Here is a 17,749-nt window from a genome sequence, read left to right as displayed (position 1 = left end):
GCACCGAGCCACGGCCTCCTACCACTCACGGGGGAACCCTCCATGAACATGTCCCGTCACCGCTCCGTCCTGCTCGCCGTCGCGGGCGCGGCCCTGATCCTGCCCCTCACCGCCTGCCAGGGCGACGGGGACGCCGCGTCGGCGCCCGCGGCCTCCGCCTCGGCGACCGCGCAGGGGTCGGCCGGCAACGCCACCGGCACGCCCGGTCCGGCGGGTACGGCCGACCCGGCGGGCTCGGCCGGATCGAGCGGCTCCGCGGGCTCGACGGGCTCGAACGGCACGAAGGGCTCCACCGGTTCCCCGGGCACGGGCGGTTCGACCGGCCGGCAGTCCTCCGCCGGCAGCCCGGTCTGCGGCGCGCGGGACGTCAAGGTCACCGCCGCCCTCCAGGGCGGGGCGCCTTACACCCACATCGTCCTCACGGCGAGGAACACCTCCGGCCACTCCTGCCGGCTGGCGGGTTTCCCGCACGTCCAGTTCCTGGAGAGCCACAAGCAGGACGCTCCGGCGGTGGCCGGGAGCAAGCCGGCCGCACCGGTCGTGCTCGCCGCCGGGGAGCCGGCCTACGCCCTGGTCAAGCTGTCGGACGGCGGGCGCGATGAGGACGTCGAGCCGGTGTCGGCGTTCTCGGTGACGCTGGAGGGCGACCCGACGGTCATCACCGTCGCCGCGCCCGGCAGCGAGGGCATCGCCGTCGACGGCGCGAAGGCCCTCACCGGCTACTGGACCAGCGAACTCCGCAACGGCGCGGACGACTTCTGAGAGCCGTCGCGCGGCGGGTACCGGCGGCCGCACCGGCATCGCGGTCCGGGTGAGTGCCGGTGCGACCGCGCCGGCCGGGGCGGCCGGGGCGGGCGGACCGGCGCCGTGTGCGGACCTCCCGGCTGACGGCACGGCGCCCGGCCGGGCACCGCTCGACCGCCGGGGCCCCGCTCGACCGCCGGGCCCCGCGGGCCGACGGCGCCCGCCGGACCCGCCATCGCCCACCGGCCGGGCGCCCCGCTCACTCGTGGGCGCTGATCACACCGCCGGCGCTGAGCACGATGTACACGCCGTTGGCGTCGAGCCCGACGTCGTGCTGGTTCGTCTGGAGCGTGGCGTCCACCGCGCCGTCGTTGCCGAGGATCTGCGCGCGCCAGCGGAGTTCGCCCGTCTTCGTGACCTTGGCCCGCCAGCCGCCCGCGAGTTCGAAGGTGCCCGGTCCCTGGTGGCCGCCGCCCATCCAGGCGTGCAGCCGGCCGCCCAGGGTGAGCACGATGAACATGTCGTTGGCGTCCAGCCCGGCGTCCGAGCCGTTCGTCTCCAGCGTGGCCAGCACCGAACCGCCGTGCACGATCCTGGCGACGTAGTGCTGGTCGCCGAGCCGGCGGATCTCGGCCGTGCTGCCGTCGGGCAGCGTCTGGGTGCGGGCCCGGGACGCGGTCTTGGCCGCCGCGGCCGGTGCGCCGCCGCGGTGCGCGGCGTCCGCCCCGGTCCGTACGCCGGCCGTGGCCCTGCCCGCGGCGATGGTCGCGGAGCCGATGGGCGTGGAGCCGCCGCCGGTGGTGCCGGAGGCGGCGGTCTGCCGCTGCGGGCCGGACGCGGCGTCCTTGCCCCCGCTCTGGCAGGCGGCCAGCGAGAGGGCTGCTGCGGCGGCGACGGCCACCAGGCCGGCGGAGCGGAAGGTACGGCGAGTGTTCATGATCCAAATCCCCCACGGAGTGTCGAGAGGCGTGGTCCCCGGCGGTCCGCTCGCGCGGGCCGCCGGCCGCCCCTGCTGTGTTCGTGCACCCCGTCAGATGACGTCCTGCCCCGGGTTGTTCACCGTCTTCTGTCCGCGTTCGGTAACAGCCGCGCCGCCGCCGTCCGGGACGTGGACGCGCAGGCGGTCCACCGCGTCCAGGTGCGCCTCGCGGACGACGTAACGGGTGATCCCCCAGCGGCGCCGGTGCCCGTCCAGCGCGGCCGTGATCTCCCCGGCCGTGCCGACCCACGCGTAGGGCGAGGCGAGCACGTCGGCCGGGGAGCAGTTCAGCTGCCCGGCGATGCGGTGGGCCGCGGCCTCGGCGTCGTCGGTGACCTCCACCATCTGGACCAGGGCCTCGCGCGCCGGGGCGGTGGACCGGCCGGCGGCGCCCTGCTCGATCAGGTCGATCTGGCGGTCGATGTCCTCGGCCTTCCAGCGCGCCTCGTGCGTGTGGCCGTCGGCCAGGGTGCGGCCCAGCCCGCTCAGGGCCACGACGTCCGCGTGCGCCCCCGCCCAGCGCAGCAGCGCGGTGTTGCCGCCCCCGAAGGTGAACGGCACCTCGCCCCGGACCGGGCGCGGCCGGGTGAGCCGGGCCTCGCGGGCCCGCGCGTCGGGGCCGTCGAGAGTGACCGTCTCGCCCGCGAGGAGCGCGCGGCACGCCTCGGCCACGGCCTGGAAGCGCCGGACGCGCCCCGCCACGTCGGGCCGCTGCCCGCCCAGCATCTCCCACTCGGCCGGGGTGTGGCCCGCGCCCAGGGCCAGGCGCGCGCGTCCGCCGGAGACGAGGTCCAGGGTCGCGACGTCCGACGCCAAGAGCAGCGGCTCTCGGATGCCCGCGTGGGAGACGTAGGAGCCGACGCCCAGCCGCTCGGTGACCGCCGCCGCGGCGGCCAGCGCCACGAACGGGGAGGCGGCGGTGCCCGGGTGGTCGCCCGCGAGCAGCGCGTCGTACCCCCCTGCCTCCGCGCGCCGGGCCAGCGCGGTCCAGGAGGCGGCGTCTCGCGGTTGGGCCTGTACGGAAACGATCGGTGACTGCATGCCGGGAGGCTAGGGTCCGACCGGGCCGGGCGGTGGTCGTTGCGCGTGTGGCGAAACCGCTCCGCCCGGCTCGGGCCCGGCGTCAGCCCGCCGTCGCCGCGTCCTCGGCGACCGGTGTCCGCGCCGGGTCGGGCCCGGCGAGGCCGCGCAGCGGACGGTTCCTGACCACGTAGCAGATGAGCAGCACGTACAGACCGCCGAACAGTCCCAGGGTGGGGCGCAGGCCGATGTTCTGGGCGAGCCAGCCCGTGGCGAAGATGCCGACCGGCGCGGCGGCGAAGGCCATGGCCATCACCGCGCCCCAGACCCGGCCCAGCGCCTCCGGCGGGGTGGAGCGCTCCACCACGCCGGTGACCAGGGGGTTGACCGGTCCGCTGGCCAGTCCGATGGCGAAGGTGATCACCAGCATGATCCACAGCCCGGGCTCGGCGACCATGGCCAGCCGGGCGGCGCAGATCAGCGCGAAGCAGCCCACGAAGGTGGCCCACCGGTTGGCCAGCAGCCTGCGGCTCGCCGGGGCGTAGGCGAACGAGCCGACGACCGCGCCGATGCCGTTGGCCGCCAGCAGCAGCCCCACCGCCCGCTCGCCGCCCAGCAGTTCACGGCTGTAGACCGGCAGCACCACCGGGGTCAGCGCGTCGTCCAGGAAGTTGGTGCACACCACCACGCTGATGATGGCCGCGAGGACCGGGGTGCGCAGGATGTAGCGCGCGCCCTCGGTGACCTCCCGCAGCAGGCCCGGACGGGCCCCGGCGGGCTCCGCCGCGTCGTCCGGCCCCGCCTCCCGGGCCCGCGGGGCGGGCTCCCCGCCCGGCACCGCCATGATCAGCAGGGCCGACGCGAGGAACGTGCCCGCGTCGACGTAGAGCACGGCGGTCGGGCCGGTCAGGCCCGCCATCAGCGCGGCGAGCGGCGGGCCGATCACGAACGCCACCCGCTGGGCCGACGCGAACAGCGAGTTGGCGGTCTCCGAGCGCACCTGCCCGCGGGCGGTCACCCGGGGCAGCAGCGCCAGCCGGGCCGCGGCGCCGGGCGCGTCGGCGAGGGTGCGCAGGAACAGCAGCGCCATCAGGGCCGGCAGGGCCAGACCGACGGTGCCGTGCAGCAGCGGCACCGCGGCCATGCACGCCCCGGCGGCCAGGTCGGCGACCACACTGGTGCGCTTCGGGCCGACCCGGTCGGCGATCACGCCCCCGGCGAGGCCGGCCACGATCATGGGCAGCGCGTTGGCGAACCCCGCCGCGCCCGCCTCGGTGGCGCTGGACGAGATCTGCAGCACGTAGAGCGGCACCGCGACCAAGGTCATGGTGTTGCCGATCCAGGACAGGTAGTTCGCCGTCACCAGCGCGGTGAGGGGGCGCCTGTCACGGGTGGTCGTCGATGTCATGCGGAGGGGCTCTTCTTCTCTCGGGTCAGTTCGGCGAGCATGCGGTTCACCTCGTGCAGGGACATGCCCGCCGTCGAGGGTGGTTGGGCGCCGCGCCGCCGGGTCAGCCGGGTGAACTCCTCGGCGGCGCGGGCCGCCGCGGCCCGCACGGCCGCCCCGTCGACGGCGTCCGGGTCGAACTTCCAGGTGAACACCGCTTCCTCGCCGTCGGTTTCGAAGAGGACGGCGACGGCGTGGTAGCGCGTGGCGTCGTCGTTCCCCGATGGCCCGATCTGCTCGCCGACGGTGAACAACCGCCCGTTCTCCGCGCCCGCGAGCAGCGTACCCAGGTAGTTGAAGGACAGCTCGGCCCGTCCCCAGCCGGCGGCCTCGCGGCGCACCTCGGGGTCGGCGGACCAGCGCAGCGCCTGATAGCCCTTGCCGCCGTCCGGTACGGCGTCCAGGGCGCGGCCGACCTGCCGCAGGTGGCGGGCGGGGTCGTCGGCGAAAGGGAGGCGGAGCGGGTGGCTGGTGGCGTGGAAGCCCACGGCACGGGCCGGGTCCCAGCCGTCCGCCAGCGGCAACTCCCGTCCGGGGGCGATGAGATCGAGGACGACGTCCCGGCCGCCGAACCAGGACCGGGTGGCCCGGGCGACCGCCGTCAGCGCCACGGCCGGCCGGTCCGCGGTGTCGGCGCCCGGCGGTACCGCCGCACGCACTCGGTACGCCGTCTCGCCGCCGATCCGGTCCGGGCCGCCGGTGCGGCAGCCAAGCGGCGCGGCGCCCGCCAACTGGTCCCGCCAGTAGTCGCGTTGCCCGCGCACATCGTGGTCGCGCCAGGCGGCCGCGTACACCGACGGGTGCCGCGCCTCGGCGGCCGGCCGGGCGCCGAGGTAGGCCCGTTCGAGGTCGTCCACCAGGATCTGCCAGGACAGGCCGTCCACGACCAGGTGGTGCGCGGTCAGTACGATCCGGTCGGGCTCGCCGGGGATCAGGGACGCCGCGAACAGCGGCCCCTCGCGCAGGTCGAAGGCGGCGCGGTGGGCCTCCGCCACCCGGGCCGGATCGGCGCCCGGCGCCTCGACGCGCCACAGCCGGCGGTCCGTGGCGTCCACGCGCCAGCCGGTGTCCGTGCGCCGGAACGCCGAGCACAGCCCGGGATGGGCGGCCGCGACCCGTTTGACGACCACGGCCAGCCACTCGGGGTCCAGCGGCCGGGCGGCGGTGAGCACCAGACTGTGCGCCCACAGCTCCGGGTGCGGCAGGCCGCCCTCCAGCAGGTCCTCCTGTTCGGGGCTGACCGCCCCCCGGGCCGGTTCGGCACCGCCTCGGTAGGTGGCCGACTCCGGCCGTACGACGGCCAGTTGACCGCGCATGGTGGGGGCGCGGAACAGCTGCCGGGCGGTGAGGGTGAACCCGGCCCGGCGCAGCGCGTGGGCCAGCCGGATCGCGGTCAGGGACGTACCGCCGCACTCGAAGAAGTTGTCGTCCGGGCCGGGCTCGGTGCCCAGCACCTCCCGCCAGACCGCCGCGATCCGGCGCAGCTCGCCGGGGTCCACCGCAGCGGGCGCCGCGGGCGCCGCCGTGGCCGTCCGCGCCGGGGCGGGAGCGGGGGCCGCGGCGCGGGCGCGCAGCGGTTCATCCGGCCGCTCCACGAAGACCCGCACCAGTTCCAGGAGACGCCCCACGAGCCGGTCGACGGTGGCGTCGGTGAACAGCTCGGTGCGGTACTCGAACCGCCCGTACATCCGGTCACCCGCCCGCCACCAGCCGACCGTGATGTCCATCGGCGACACGCCGTCCTCGACCTCGACGCCGTGCACCTCGGCGTCGGGCACCCGGACCACGGTGTCGTCGAAGTCCAGCACGAGGTGCATGGTCTGCAGCAGCGGGTACCGGTCGAGGCTCCGCTCGGGCGACACCGCGTCGACGATCTCGCTGAAGGGCACCTCGCGGTGGTCGGCGACGGCGGCCGAGGCCTGCCGCACCGCGTGCAGGATCTGCTGGGGCGTCGGGTCGGCGGGCAGCCTGGCGCGCAGCGGGACGTTGGTCAGCAGGAAGCCGATCAGGTCGTGGGTCTCGGGCCGGCCGCGGGTCGCGCTCGGCAGGCCGACCACGATGTCCCGCGACCCGGTCTCCTCGTGCAGCAGGCCCACGTAGACGGCCAGCAGCGCGTCGGACAGGGTCAGCCGCCGGGTGCGGCACATCGCGAGGAAGGCGGCGCTGAGCCCGTCGTCGAGCCGGAAGTAGTGGTGCTTGCCCTCGTGCCCGCGGCCCTCGGGGGGCGCGTCGTAGGGCAGCGGCAGATGCGCCGGCACGCCCGCCAGGTGGGCGCGCCAGAAGTCGCGGTGGGCCCGGCGGCGTTCACCGGTGAAGAACCGCCGCTGCCAGACGGCGAAGTCGCCGTACTGCACGGGCAGTTCGGGCACCCGAGCGGGGCGGTTCTCGCGGGCCGCGCGGTAGTGCTCCAGGAGTTCGCGGTTGAGGCGGACGAACGACCACTGGTCGGTCACCGAGTGGTGCATCGTCTCGATCACCTGGTACTCGTCGTCCGCGCCGCGCACCACGACCACCCGCAGCAGCCCGCCGGCGGCGAGGTCGAACGGCCGTCGCACCAGCGCCCGCACGGTCTCCTCGACGGCGTCCGGTTCGGCCCGCAGGTCGAAGAACTCGACCGGCGTCTCGAACTCCTCGCTCACCCGCAGCACCGGCAGGCCGTCGCGGACCTCCACGCGGGAGCGCAGCAGTTCGTGGCGGCGCACCAGCGCGGTGACGGCCGCCCGGAACGCCTCCTCGTCGAAGGCGCCCTTGAACCGCAGCCCGGTGCTGATGTTGTACGTGTGCCGGCCGGGATCGAGCTGGTCGAGGATCCAGATGCGCTCCTGGTCCAGGCCCAGCGGGGAGACGGAGCGGTCGCCGGAGCGCCGGGTGAGTTCCGGCTCGGCGGCCGGGCCCTCCTCCCCGTGCCGCAGTCGGCGCTGGAGGGCCGCCCGCTGCTCGGGCGTCAGCCGGGCCAGCCGGTCGGCGACGGTGCGCGGTCGAGTCACGGTCACTGGCTCCTGTCGGCGTCGGCGGTGGTGGTGGACGGGCCGGCCGGCAGCAGCTCGGCCAGCCGGGGCAGCCCGGCCAGCACGTCCCCGGCCGGCAACCCGAAGTCGACGAGGCAGCCCACCTCGTCGGCGCCCGCCTCGGCGAGCCGGGCCAGCACCCGGGCGGCCTTGGCCGGCGTGCCCAGGAGCGAGGGTCCCGCCAGGTAGTCCTGGAAGGCGGCCTCCAGCAGGACGGGTTCGTCGCCGCCGCCGGTCTGCGCCCGGTAGGAGGACAGGTAGTCGTGCAGTGCGGGCCGCAGCCTGTCCTCCACGTCGGGCTCCTCGCTGACGTGCGCGTGGGTCATCACCACGACGTCACCGCGGCCGGCGTGCCCGGCGTCCCGCCAGGCGGCCCGGTACCGGGCCACGTTCTCCCGCAGCTGGGGCAGGGTCTGGCCGAGCAGCGCGGTCATCACGCCGTACCCGGCGGTGCCCGCGGCCCGGAAGGTCTCCGGGTGCCCGGCCGCGGTGATCCACACCGGCAGCTCGGGCTGCACCGGGCGCGGCTGGGTGAGCACCCGCGCCGTGCCGCCCGCGGTGCCGGGGAAGGACAGTTCCTCGCCCGCCCACAGCCGCCGCACCTGTTCGACGGTGCGCATCAGCGTCTTCTTGCGCTCGTCGTACGGCTCCCGGGCCAGCACGAAGTCGTCCGGGTGCCAGCCGCTCGCGAAGGAGACGCCCACCCGGCCGCCGGAGATGTTGTCCACCACCGCCCACTCCTCGGCGACACGGACCGGGTGGTGCAGCGGCGCGGCCACGCTGCCGGCCCGCAGCCGCAGCCGCCGGGTCACGGCCGCCACCGCGGCGGCGAGGACGGAGGGGTTGGGGTGCGAGCCGCCGAAGTCCACGAAGTGCCGCTCGGGGAACCACGCGGCGTGGAACCCCCGCTCGTCGGCGAACTCGCAGGCCCGCAGCATCATGGCGTAGTAGTCGGGGGCCGCGAGCGCGCGGGCCTGCGGGAAGAAGTACAGGCTGAGCCGGACCGGCGGGACCGCGTCCGGCGGCCCGTCGGTGGCCGGGGCCTGCCGGGCGCGTTCGCGCAGCCGCAGCCGCAGGGCCGCGCGCTGCTCGGGGGTCAGCTGCCCGAGCCGTTCGCCGAGGTCGCTCACGCCTGTCCCTCCCCTTCGCCCTGACCCTCGATCTCGGCCAGCAGCTCCAGCAGTTCGGCGTCGTCGCGCTCGTCGAGGAGTTCTTCCACCCGCGCCGCGAAGTCGCCGAACGTGGAGTGCTCGTACAGGTCCTGGAGGCGGACCTCGACCAGCAGCTGGTCGTTGACGACGGCAATGAGCTGCGCCGCCTGGAGCGAGGTGCCGCCCAGTTCGAAGAAGTTGTCCTGCGCGCGGATCGCCGGACCGCCGAACGACTCCTGCCACAGGGCGGCCAGCAGGGACCGCGTCTCCGCGCCCTCGGACGCGTCCCCGGCGCCCGGCTCGTCCTGCCCGGAGCGGGCCGCGACGGCCTCGGGGGCACCCGGCGCGGCCGTACCCGGCGCGGCCGCGTCCCGCGCGGTCGTGCCGTCCGGGCCGGCGGCCGGCCAGTGGCGGGTGTCGGCGAACGCGTAGCCGGGGACCCGGGCAGGGGCGGCCGGCGGGGCGACCAGGTCGTCGGTCGCGCAGCCCGCCGTCCAGGCGGCGCCGAGCGCGGCCAGGTGCACCGTCGCCTCGTCGCGCCGCCCGTCGCCGAGGAGCTCGGCGATGACGGGAGGGTGCTCCGCGCCCCGGGTGGCGCGCCGCAGCTGCGAGGCGAACGTCCGCCCCGGACCGGCCTCCAGCACCACGTGCGGCGCCGCGTCGAGCAGCACCTCCACCCCCTCGGCGAAGCGGACGGTGGCGCGCAGCTGACGGCCCCAGTAGGCCGGGTCGGTGGCCTGCGCCGCGTCCAGCGGCGCCCCGGTGACGTTGGACAGCACCACCTCGCGCGGCGCGTGCAGGGCGAGGCTTCCCACCACGTCGGTGAACGCCTCCGCGGCCTCGGCCATGAACCGGGAGTGGAAGGCGTGCGCGGTGGCCAGCCGGCGCACCCGCACCCCCGCGGCGGCGCAGCGGCGTTCCACCTCGGCCAGGTGCTCCGCCGCCCCGCCGAGGACCACGGTGTCGGGCGCGTTCACCGCGCACACGTCCACCGGCAGCCCCGCCGCCAGCTCCCGCGCCGTGTCCTCCCCGGTCAGCACGGCGGCCATCACCCCGGCCGGCGCCCGGCTCATCAGCCGGCCGCGTTCGACCACCGCCCGCGCCCCGTCCGCCTCGGAGAACACGCCCGCCCAGGTGGCGGCGACCAGTTCCCCGACGCTGTGGCCGAGCAGGAGCGACGGGGTGACACCGTGCCGCCGCAGCCCGTGCAGCAGTGCCAGCTCCACGCTGAACAGCAGCGGCTGGACGACATCGGTGCGCAGCCAGCGCGGATCGTCGTCCGGCCAGGTCCAGCAGCCCTCCAGGTCCGGCCCGCCGCACGCGCGGACGAGGGCCCGGGTGCCCGCCCACTCCCGGGCGAAGTCCGCGTCGGCCGCGAGCAGTCCGCGCCCGGTACCGGCCGGCGCCACCCCCTGGCCCGGCAGGAGCACGGCCACCGTCGGCTCCGGCACCGCCTTCGCCCGGGCCGACGCCGACTCCAGCGCGTCCGCCAGCGCGGCGCGCGCCGCCGCCTCGTCCGCCGCCTCGACCGGGCAGGCCCAGCGGTACGGCAGCCGCCGCCGGCCGTGCCAGAGCGTGCCGAGGACGTCGCCGACCGGCCCGGTGCCCCCGCGCACCGCGGCGGCGAGGCCGGCCGCGGTGCGCTCCAGCGCCTGCGGGCTCGCGGCGGAGAGCACCGCGAGTCCGCGCCCGGGCGGGCCCGCGGGCGGCTTGGGCGGCCCGGCGGCGACCGCCGGTTCGGCGAGGATCACATGGGCGTTGGTGCCGCCCAGCCCGAAGGAGCTGACCGCCGCGTACCGGGTGCGCCCGCCGGGCCACGGCATCGCCTCGCGCGGCAGATGGAAGCGGTCCGCGCCCAGCGGCGCGTCCGGGCCGTCCCCGGGCTGCGCGGGAACCGGCGGGATCACCCCGTGCTGGACGGCGAGCACCGCCTTGATCAGACCGACCACGCCCGCCGCGGTGTCCGTGTGCCCGATGCCGGCCTTCACCGCGCCCAGCGCGCACGGCTCCGTCGCGTCGCCGTACGCCTGGGCCAGCGCCGCCAGTTCGACCTGGTCGCCGAGTTCCGTCGCGGTGCCGTGCGTCTCGATGAAGCCGATGTCCGCCGGTTTGCGCCCGGCCACCGCCAGCGCCTCCTCCAGCACCGCCGCCTGGCCGCGGGGGCTGGGCGCGACGAGGCTCATCCGGTCGGCGCCGTCGTTGTTGACCGCGCTGCCCAGCAGCACCGCCCGGGCACCGCGCCCGGCCTCCTCGGCCCGGCGCAGCACCACCACCCCGGCACCGCTGGCGGGCACGGTGCCCCGGCTGCCCCGGGTGAACGGCCGGCAGCGGCCGTCGGGGGAGAGCACGTCGCCCTCCTGGTAGGTGTAGCCCGCGCCCGGCGGCAGCTGGACGGTGACCCCGCCCGCGATCGCCAGGTCGCACTCGTAGGTGAGCAGGCTGCGCACGGCCACGTGGACGGCGACCAGCGAGGTGGAGCAGGCGGTCTGCACGGTGAGGGCCGGGCCGGTGAGGCCCAGCCGGAAGGCGAGGGAGGTCGCCAGGTAGTCCTTGTCGTTGCCGAGGGAGATCTGCTGGCGGCCCGCGGCCCGCACCAGCGCGGGGTCGGCGTCCACGTAGCGGTGCCGGTAGCCGCTGTCGCCGCAGCCCAGGAAGACCCCCACCCGGCCCGGGTCGCGCTCGGTGTCGACGCCCGCGTCCTCCAGCGCCTGCCAGGCGACCTCGGTGACGACCCGCTGCTGGGGGTCGGTCACCGCGGCCTGGGTCGGGCTCATGCCGAACAGCTCCGCGTCGAACCGGTCGACGCGGTCGATCCCGCCGACGCCGAGGGTGCCGTCGGGCAGGACCCCCGGCAGTGCCACGTGCCCGCGGACCACGTCGGCCCAGAAGGTGTCCGGGTCGGCGGCTCCGGGCACTCGGAGGGCCACTCCGATCACCGCCACCGCGTTGTCGGGTGCGTGCATCTGCGTCCGCCTCGATTCCTGGTACCTAGAGGGTCGATGAGGGCCGCCGGCCGGCGCGCCAGCCGCTGAGGGCGCGGGACCGGTCGCGGCCGCGGGCCGCGCCCCGCGCCGCGGGTCCGTCGGCCGCGGCGGCACCGTCGAGGTGTGCCGCGAGGGCGCGCACGGTGGTGTGGCGGAACAACTCGGCCGCCGTGAGCCGGGGATGGGCGGTGCGCAGCGCCGCCAGCACCCGCAGCACCCCGTGCGAGGTCCCGCCGAGCTCGAAGAAGGTCGCGTCGTGGTCCTGGACGGGGCGGCCGAGGACCGTCTCCCACACCCGGCACAGGCGCGCCGCCGTGGACCCGTCCGCCGGCGGCGGCCCGGCGGGGGCGGCCGGCCGCGGCTCGGCCGCCCAGCGGGCCAGGGTGTCGCGGTCGAGTTTGCCGTTGGGTAGCTGCGGCAGCGCGGGGACGCGCAGCCATGCGCCGGGGACCGCGGCCGGGGGGAGCCAGGCCTCGGCGTGGGCGCGCAGCTCCCGCAGCGGGCCGGGGGCCGCCGGGCCGGGCGCTCCGTCCGCCGCGACGCCGTCCGGCAGGAACGCCACCAGGTGGGTGGAGTCGGCGTTCGGGGCCACGGCGACCTCCGGCGCGCCGCCCGCGCGCAGGGTGGCCTCCACCTCCTCCACCTCGATCCGCTGGCCGAGGATCTTGCACTGTCCGTCCCGGCGGCCGAGGAACCGCAGCCCCTCCGGGCCGTCGAGGACGACCAGGTCCCCGGTGTCGTAGCCGCGCCCGCGGCCCCCGCCGAGCGTCACGAACCGCTCGGCGGTCAGCTCCGGGCGGTGCCAGTACCCCTCGGCGACCCCCCGGCCGCCGATGACCAGCCGGCCGGGGCAGCCCGGGGGCAGCCGCCGGCCCAGCCCGTCCAGCACGTGGCAGGACTCGCCCGCCAGCGGCAGCCCGATGCGCACGGCGGCGCCCCGGACGACCCGCCAGGTGGTGGACCACACGGTGGTCTCCGTGGGGCCGTAGCAGTTGACGACCGGCCCCGGGACGGTAGCCGCCAACTCGTCCGCCAGGTCGGGGGCGAGGGGCTCGCCGCCCACCAGCAGGGCGCCCAGCCGGCCCAGCAGGGCCCGGCCCGCCGGGTCGGCGAGCAGCAGCCGGGCGATGGTGGGCGTGCACTGGTACAGCGCCCCGGTGGGCACGTCCTGCTCGGCCGCCTGCCGGTGCCCGGTCACCAGGACGGTGCGCCCCCGGGTGAGCGGCCACAGCAGTTCCAGGACGCTGATGTCGAAGGACAGGCTGGTGCCCGCGACCGTCAACGGCGCCCCGGGCAGGGCCCGGTCGCACGCGTCGAAGAGCGCGGTCAGCCGGGCGTGTCCCACCACGACGCCCTTGGGCCGGCCGGTCGAGCCGGAGGTGTGCAGGATGTACGCGCGTCCGGCCGGGTCCGCGCCGTCCTCCTCGCCGTCCGCCGGTACGGCGGTGCCGGTGTCGGCCATGTCCAGCGGCAGGACGCCGGGCGCGTCCCGCAGCGCCCCCGGCAGGTCCCGGTCGCCCAGGACGACGGCCGGGGCGGTGTCCGCCACGATGAACCGCAGCCGGTCCGCCGGGTACTCGGGGTCCAGCGGCACGTACACCGCGCCCGCCCGCCAGACGGCGAGCACGGCCACCACCAGGTCGGTGCCCCGCGGCAGGCAGATGCCCACCCGGTCGCCGGGCCGCACCCCCCGGCCGGTGAGCGCGCGGGCCACCGCGCGCGACCGCCGCTCCAGGGCGGCGTAGGAGAGCGCCCGCTGCCCGTCGGTGACGGCGGTGGCCTCGGGCGTCGTACGGGCGTGCCGCAGGACGAGTTCGTGCACCGGCCGCGGGTCGGGGTCCAGCAAGGCGCCCTCCAGGACGGCCAGTTCGGCCTCCTCCGTCTCGCCGAGGAGGTCGATCTCGGCGAGCGGGCGCACCGGGTCCTCGGTGAGCCGCTCCAGGAGACGGGCCACGTGGTCCACGGTGTTGCGGGCCCGCTCCGGCGGCAACGCGCCCTCGCGGTACACGAGTTCCAGCCGTATCCCGCCGTCGGGCAGATGGCGCAGGGCCAGGCAGCAGTCGTACTCGGCCTCCCCGGTGTCCGTCTCGCCGACCGTCCAGCGCAGCCCGCCCGCCTCGACCGCCGGCACCGGGACCGTCTCGGTGCACAGGATCTGGGCGAGCGGCTTGCGGCCGGGCTCCCGTACGGCGCGCACGCCGGACAGGATCTCCTCGAAGGGCAGTTCGGCGTGGTCCAGCGCGTCGAACAGGGCGTCCACGGCCCGGTCCACCACCGTCGAGGTGTCCGCCCCGGCGAGGCCGACGCGGACCGGGACGGTGTTCTGGAGACAGTCGATGCGCCGGTCGCCGCCGTCCCCCCGGCCGCTCACCGGGACCGCGAGGACGACGTCGTCCCGGTCCAGGTACCAGGCCGTCACCGCGCCGACCGCGGCGAGGAACTGGGCGAACGGACTGGCTCCGGTGGTCCGCGCGCGCTGCCGCAGCCGGTCGCAGAGCGCGGCCGGCAGGTCCCGGACGACGGTCCGCTTGCGCCGGCCGGCCGCGGGCCGCGTCCAGGGCAGTTCGGTCCGCCGGGGGCAGCCCTCCAGGTAGCGCCGCCAGAAGGCGCGCAGCCGCTCCCCGTCCGCGCGCGGCGCCGGATCGTCCTCCGGCGCGTCCGCGTCCGGTGCGGCCGCAGCGGGTTCGGCGTAGGCGCCGGTGAGCGCGGACAGCAGCAGGGCCGTGGAGTCGTCGTCGAAGACCGCGTGGTGCACGGCGATCAGACAGTGGGTGCGGCGCGGGCCGACCAGCGCCCTGATCCGGCACAACGGGCCGCCACCGTGTTCGAACGGCACCGCCAGCCCGGCGGACTCCGCCGCCACCAGCCCGTCCGGGTCCGCCGTCGTCCGGATCACCATGTCCACGGCGTCGGGATCGTGCACCCGCCGGCGCAGCCCCTCGGGGTCGAGGTGCAGCGAGGTGCGCAGCGCCGGGTGGGCCGTGACCACCGCGCGCAGCGCGTCCCGCAGCCGCCCGGGATCGGCCGCCCCCTCCGCGGTGATCCGCTTCACCAGGGTGCGGGCGGCGCCGCCGTCCTGCTGGTCCAGCAGGAAGAACCGCAGCTGTCCGGGGGTGGCCGGGCGGGTGTCGGGCCGGCTCATCCGGCGTTCTCCCCAGGTGCGCCGGCCCTGTCGCGCAGCAGCGCCGTCATGGCCGCCGGGGTGGCATGGCGGATGACCTCCTTCAGGGCCAGTTCCGGCAGTCCGGCGCCGCGCAGCGCCGTCTTGAGCCGCAGCGCGAGCAGGGAGGTGCCGCCGAGGTCGAAGAAGTTGTCGTCCGGGGCGACGGGCACGTCCAGCACGTCGCGCCAGACCCCGACGACCCGGTCGAGGACGTCTCCGGCCGCGTCCGGGGAGCCGGCGGGGCCGGCCGGGGCGTCCGCGTCCGGCTCGGGGGCGGGCAGCCGCGCGGTGTCGAGCTTGCCGTTGGCGGTGACCGGAAGGGCGGTGAGCGCGGTGACGGTCTGCGGGACCATGTACTCGGGCAGCCGCGCCGCCGCCCGCCGGAGCAGCCCGTCCGTGGTCCCTTCGGCCGCGAGCACCACATAGGCGTCGAGACGGGCCTCGGCGGTGCCCGCGCCGTGCACGACGACCGCCGCGGACGTGACCGACGGGTCCCGCAGCAGGGCGTCGCGGACCTCGCCGAGTTCGATGCGGAAGCCGCGCACCTTCACCTGGTCGTCCAGCCGTCCCAGGTGTTCCAGCACCCCGCCGGGCAGCAGCCGGCCCTGGTCGCCGCTGCGGTAGAGCCGTCCGCCCGGCACCCGCGGGTGGCGGTCGGTGGTGAAGCGTTCGGCCGTCAGCTCGGGACGGTCGAGATAGCCGAGCGCCACCCCCGCACCGCCCACGTGCAGTTCTCCGGCGACGCCGGGCGCCACCGGACGGCCGCGCGCGTCCAGGACGTATATCTCCCAGCCGGGCAGCGGGCGGCCGACCACCCGGCTGCCGGTACGGGTGTCCTCGCGGGTGACCGTGTGGGTGGTGCTGTGCACGGTCGTCTCGGTGATGCCGTACATGTTCTCCACGCGCGCCTTGGGATAGCGCTCGAACCAGGGCGCCAGGGTGCGCGTGTCCAGCGGTTCGCCGCCGAACACCACCAGGCGCACCGACAGACCGCCGCGGGCGAGCCGGTCGGTGGCGAGCAGCAGCCCGAACGCGGTCGGCGTCTGGCTGAGGACGGTCACCTCCTCGTCCTCCAGCAGCTGGTGGAACTCCTCCGGGTTGCGCGAGACCGCCCGGGGCACGACCACCAGCCGGCCGCCGGTGAGCAGACAGACCCAGATCTCCCAGGCCGAGAAGTCGAAGGCGAACGAGTGGAACAGCGACCACACGTCGTCCGGGCCGAGGCCGAAGTCCTCGCGGGTCGCGTTCAGCAGCGAGGTGACGTTGCGGTGCGTCACCAGCACGCCCTTGGGCCGGCCGGTGGAGCCGGAGGTGTGGATGGCGTAGCAGGGCAGATCCGGGTCGACGGCGGGCAGCGGCCGGGCCGGGTCCCGCGGCCGGGTGCGCACCGGCAGCCAGTCGATGTGCTCGGGCAGGTCCGCCGGGCGGGAGTCCGCGTCGCCGACCACCACCCGCACGTCGGCGTCGCCGATCACGAGGGCCAGCCGTGCCTCGGGGTAGGAGGGGTCGAGCGGCACGTACGCCGCTCCGGTCTTCAGCACGCCCAGCAGGGCGACGATCAGATCGCAGGAGCGTTCCATGCGCACGCCCACCCGGTCCCCGGCCCGCACCCCGGCCTCCGCCAGCGCGCGGGCCACGGTGTCGGAACGCTCGTCGACCTCGGCGTACCGCAGCGCGGTGTGCCCGTCGTTGACGGCGATGCGGTCGGGCGACAGTCCGGCGCGCCGGGTGAACAGCGCGGGCACGGACAGCTCCTCGGGCGTGAGGGGGGCGCCGAGCCCGGCCGCCAGGACCCGCTGCCGGTCCGCTTCGTCCAGGACGGTCACCGACGCCAGGCGCGCGTCCGGCCGTTCGGCGAACTCGCGCAGCACGGCGACGAGCTGGCGGGTGAACAGCGCCGCCTGCTCGGCCGAGAACCACCGGTGGCGGAACTGGAGCAGCCCCCGCGCGGCGCCCTCGGCCGCCATGTCGACGTACACCAGCAGGGGGAACTTCGCGGCGCCCGCGAAGGGGTGGGGGAGCGGCCGCGCGGTGAGCCCCGGCAGCCGCAGGGGCGGCGGGGTCCACAGCGGGGCGACGGCGGCGGTCAGCGGACCGGCGCCGGACTGGTGGCCGGAGGGCAGCACGTCGAAGAGCGGCAGGTCCGCGTCCCGGTAGGCGGCGAGGCACTGGCGGTGGCAGGTGCGCAGGAAACCGGCGACGGTGCCGTCCTCGGCGAGACGCACCGGGACGGGGACGGTGTTGCTGAAGTAGCCGATGGTGTGCCGCTGCGCGGCCGGCCGGCGGGTGACGAAGCTGCCGACCAGCGAGGCGTCCGTGCCGCCGTTGCGCGCGAGCACCAGACCCACCGCGGCGGTCAGCGCCGAGTAGCGGGAGATGCCCAGGGTGCGGGCGGTGCCGGCCAGTTTCCGCCAGACGTCGTCCGGCACGGTGAACGGCAGCTGTCCGCCGTCGGCGTCGCCCGCCGCCGCGTCGCCGCACCCCCACGCCGGGTCGGTACCGAGCGGGAGGGCGGACAGTTCGGCGCGGCGGGCGGCCGCCCGGCCGGCCCCGCGCACGGCGGCCCCGGCCGCGGCCGTCGCCCAGCCCGGGTAGTCGCCCGGGGACCGGGTGGTGTCGCCCGTCAGCACCTCGGCGACGGCCGTCTCCATCGCCTGGTCGTCGACGACGAGGTGACTGGCGGTCAGCACCAGATCGGCGTCACCGTCCTTCCGGCGCAGCAGCGCCCCGCGCATCAGCGGTCCGCGCCGGGTGTCGATCGGGCGCAGGCACTCCGCCAGGAGCCGGTCCGCGCCGTCGTCGTCCGCCGCGGACGGCGGGAGGGTCTCGTCGCGCCATTCCGGGGCGGTGTCCGACCGGGCCATGCCGAGGGCCGGGCCGTCGTCGACGAGGCGCGAGGACAGGGCCGGATGCCTGCGTACGAGGGCCCGGAAGCGCTCCGCGAGCAGTTCGCCGTCGAAGGTGCCGGTGAGGCGGTAGGCGGCGACCACCGTGTGCATTCCCGGCCGTTCGGCCAGGGCGTCGGCGAGGTGGACGCCGACCTGGTTGGGCGCGAGCGGCCAGCCGGGCCCGGCCGGCCGGGCGGCGCCCGCCGGGTCACCGCCGTCGATGGCGCCGGCGTCCGGGCCCGGCCCCACGAGCCCGCCACTGCGGTCGATCACGGCTTGCCTCCAGTCGGTGCGTGTCCTGGTGGTGACGGGCTGGACCGCGGCGCGGGCGGCGCCGCGGAACGGCGGCCGGTCGCCCGGGGCCG

At 76.8% G+C, this 17,749-nt stretch carries 9 protein-coding genes; 1 reads left to right on the top strand and 8 read right to left on the bottom strand.

Annotated features, from left to right (window positions below):
* The first annotated feature begins 42 nt into the window (after positions 1-42).
* Positions 43-762, top strand: coding sequence for a DUF4232 domain-containing protein (locus tag HZZ00_RS24015; protein ID WP_180328401.1), 720 nt, complete (start codon positions 43-45; stop codon positions 760-762).
* Between the two features lie 241 nt (positions 763-1,003).
* Here the strand turns inward: HZZ00_RS24015 and HZZ00_RS24010 are convergent, their stop codons facing one another.
* From HZZ00_RS24010 to HZZ00_RS23975, 8 genes are all read right to left on the bottom strand, one after another.
* On the bottom strand, positions 1,004-1,681 hold the full coding sequence (locus tag HZZ00_RS24010; RefSeq protein WP_180328400.1) for a hypothetical protein: 678 nt from the start codon (positions 1,679-1,681) through the stop codon (positions 1,004-1,006).
* A 93-nt stretch (positions 1,682-1,774) separates the two neighbouring features.
* A complete protein-coding gene (locus HZZ00_RS24005) occupies positions 1,775-2,764 on the bottom strand; it encodes an LLM class flavin-dependent oxidoreductase (protein ID WP_180328399.1) in 990 nt (329 codons plus the stop codon).
* 82 nt (positions 2,765-2,846) lie between these two features.
* Positions 2,847-4,151, bottom strand: coding sequence for an MFS transporter (locus HZZ00_RS24000; RefSeq protein WP_180328398.1), 1,305 nt, complete (start codon positions 4,149-4,151; stop codon positions 2,847-2,849).
* Positions 4,148-7,177, bottom strand: coding sequence for a condensation domain-containing protein (locus HZZ00_RS23995; RefSeq protein ID WP_180328397.1), 3,030 nt, complete (start codon positions 7,175-7,177; stop codon positions 4,148-4,150). The genes HZZ00_RS24000 and HZZ00_RS23995 overlap by 4 nt, the downstream gene beginning before the upstream one ends.
* Positions 7,178-7,179: 2 nt before the next feature.
* Positions 7,180-8,328 (bottom strand): MupA/Atu3671 family FMN-dependent luciferase-like monooxygenase, encoded by a 1,149-nt coding sequence (locus tag HZZ00_RS23990; protein WP_180328396.1) that lies wholly within the window; start codon positions 8,326-8,328, stop codon positions 7,180-7,182.
* Positions 8,325-11,312: a type I polyketide synthase gene (locus tag HZZ00_RS23985; RefSeq protein ID WP_180328395.1), complete on the bottom strand. Its 2,988-nt coding sequence runs from the start codon at positions 11,310-11,312 to the stop codon at positions 8,325-8,327. Before HZZ00_RS23985 ends, HZZ00_RS23990 begins: the two co-directional genes overlap by 4 nt.
* 25 nt (positions 11,313-11,337) lie before the next feature.
* Complete coding sequence (locus tag HZZ00_RS23980; RefSeq protein ID WP_180328394.1) at positions 11,338-14,475, bottom strand: non-ribosomal peptide synthetase; 3,138 nt, start codon at positions 14,473-14,475, stop codon at positions 11,338-11,340.
* Positions 14,472-17,657 carry a non-ribosomal peptide synthetase gene (locus HZZ00_RS23975; RefSeq protein ID WP_180328393.1) on the bottom strand — a complete coding sequence of 1,062 codons (3,186 nt, stop codon included), beginning with the start codon at positions 17,655-17,657 and terminating at the stop codon, positions 14,472-14,474. The genes HZZ00_RS23980 and HZZ00_RS23975 overlap by 4 nt, the downstream gene beginning before the upstream one ends.
* Positions 17,658-17,749: the final 92 nt, after the last annotated feature.

It is taken from the genome of Streptomyces sp. NEAU-sy36, from assembly GCF_013423905.1.
Lineage (GTDB): Bacteria > Actinomycetota > Actinomycetes > Streptomycetales > Streptomycetaceae > Streptomyces > Streptomyces misionensis.
This window is presented reverse-complemented; position numbering and strand designations above follow the sequence as displayed.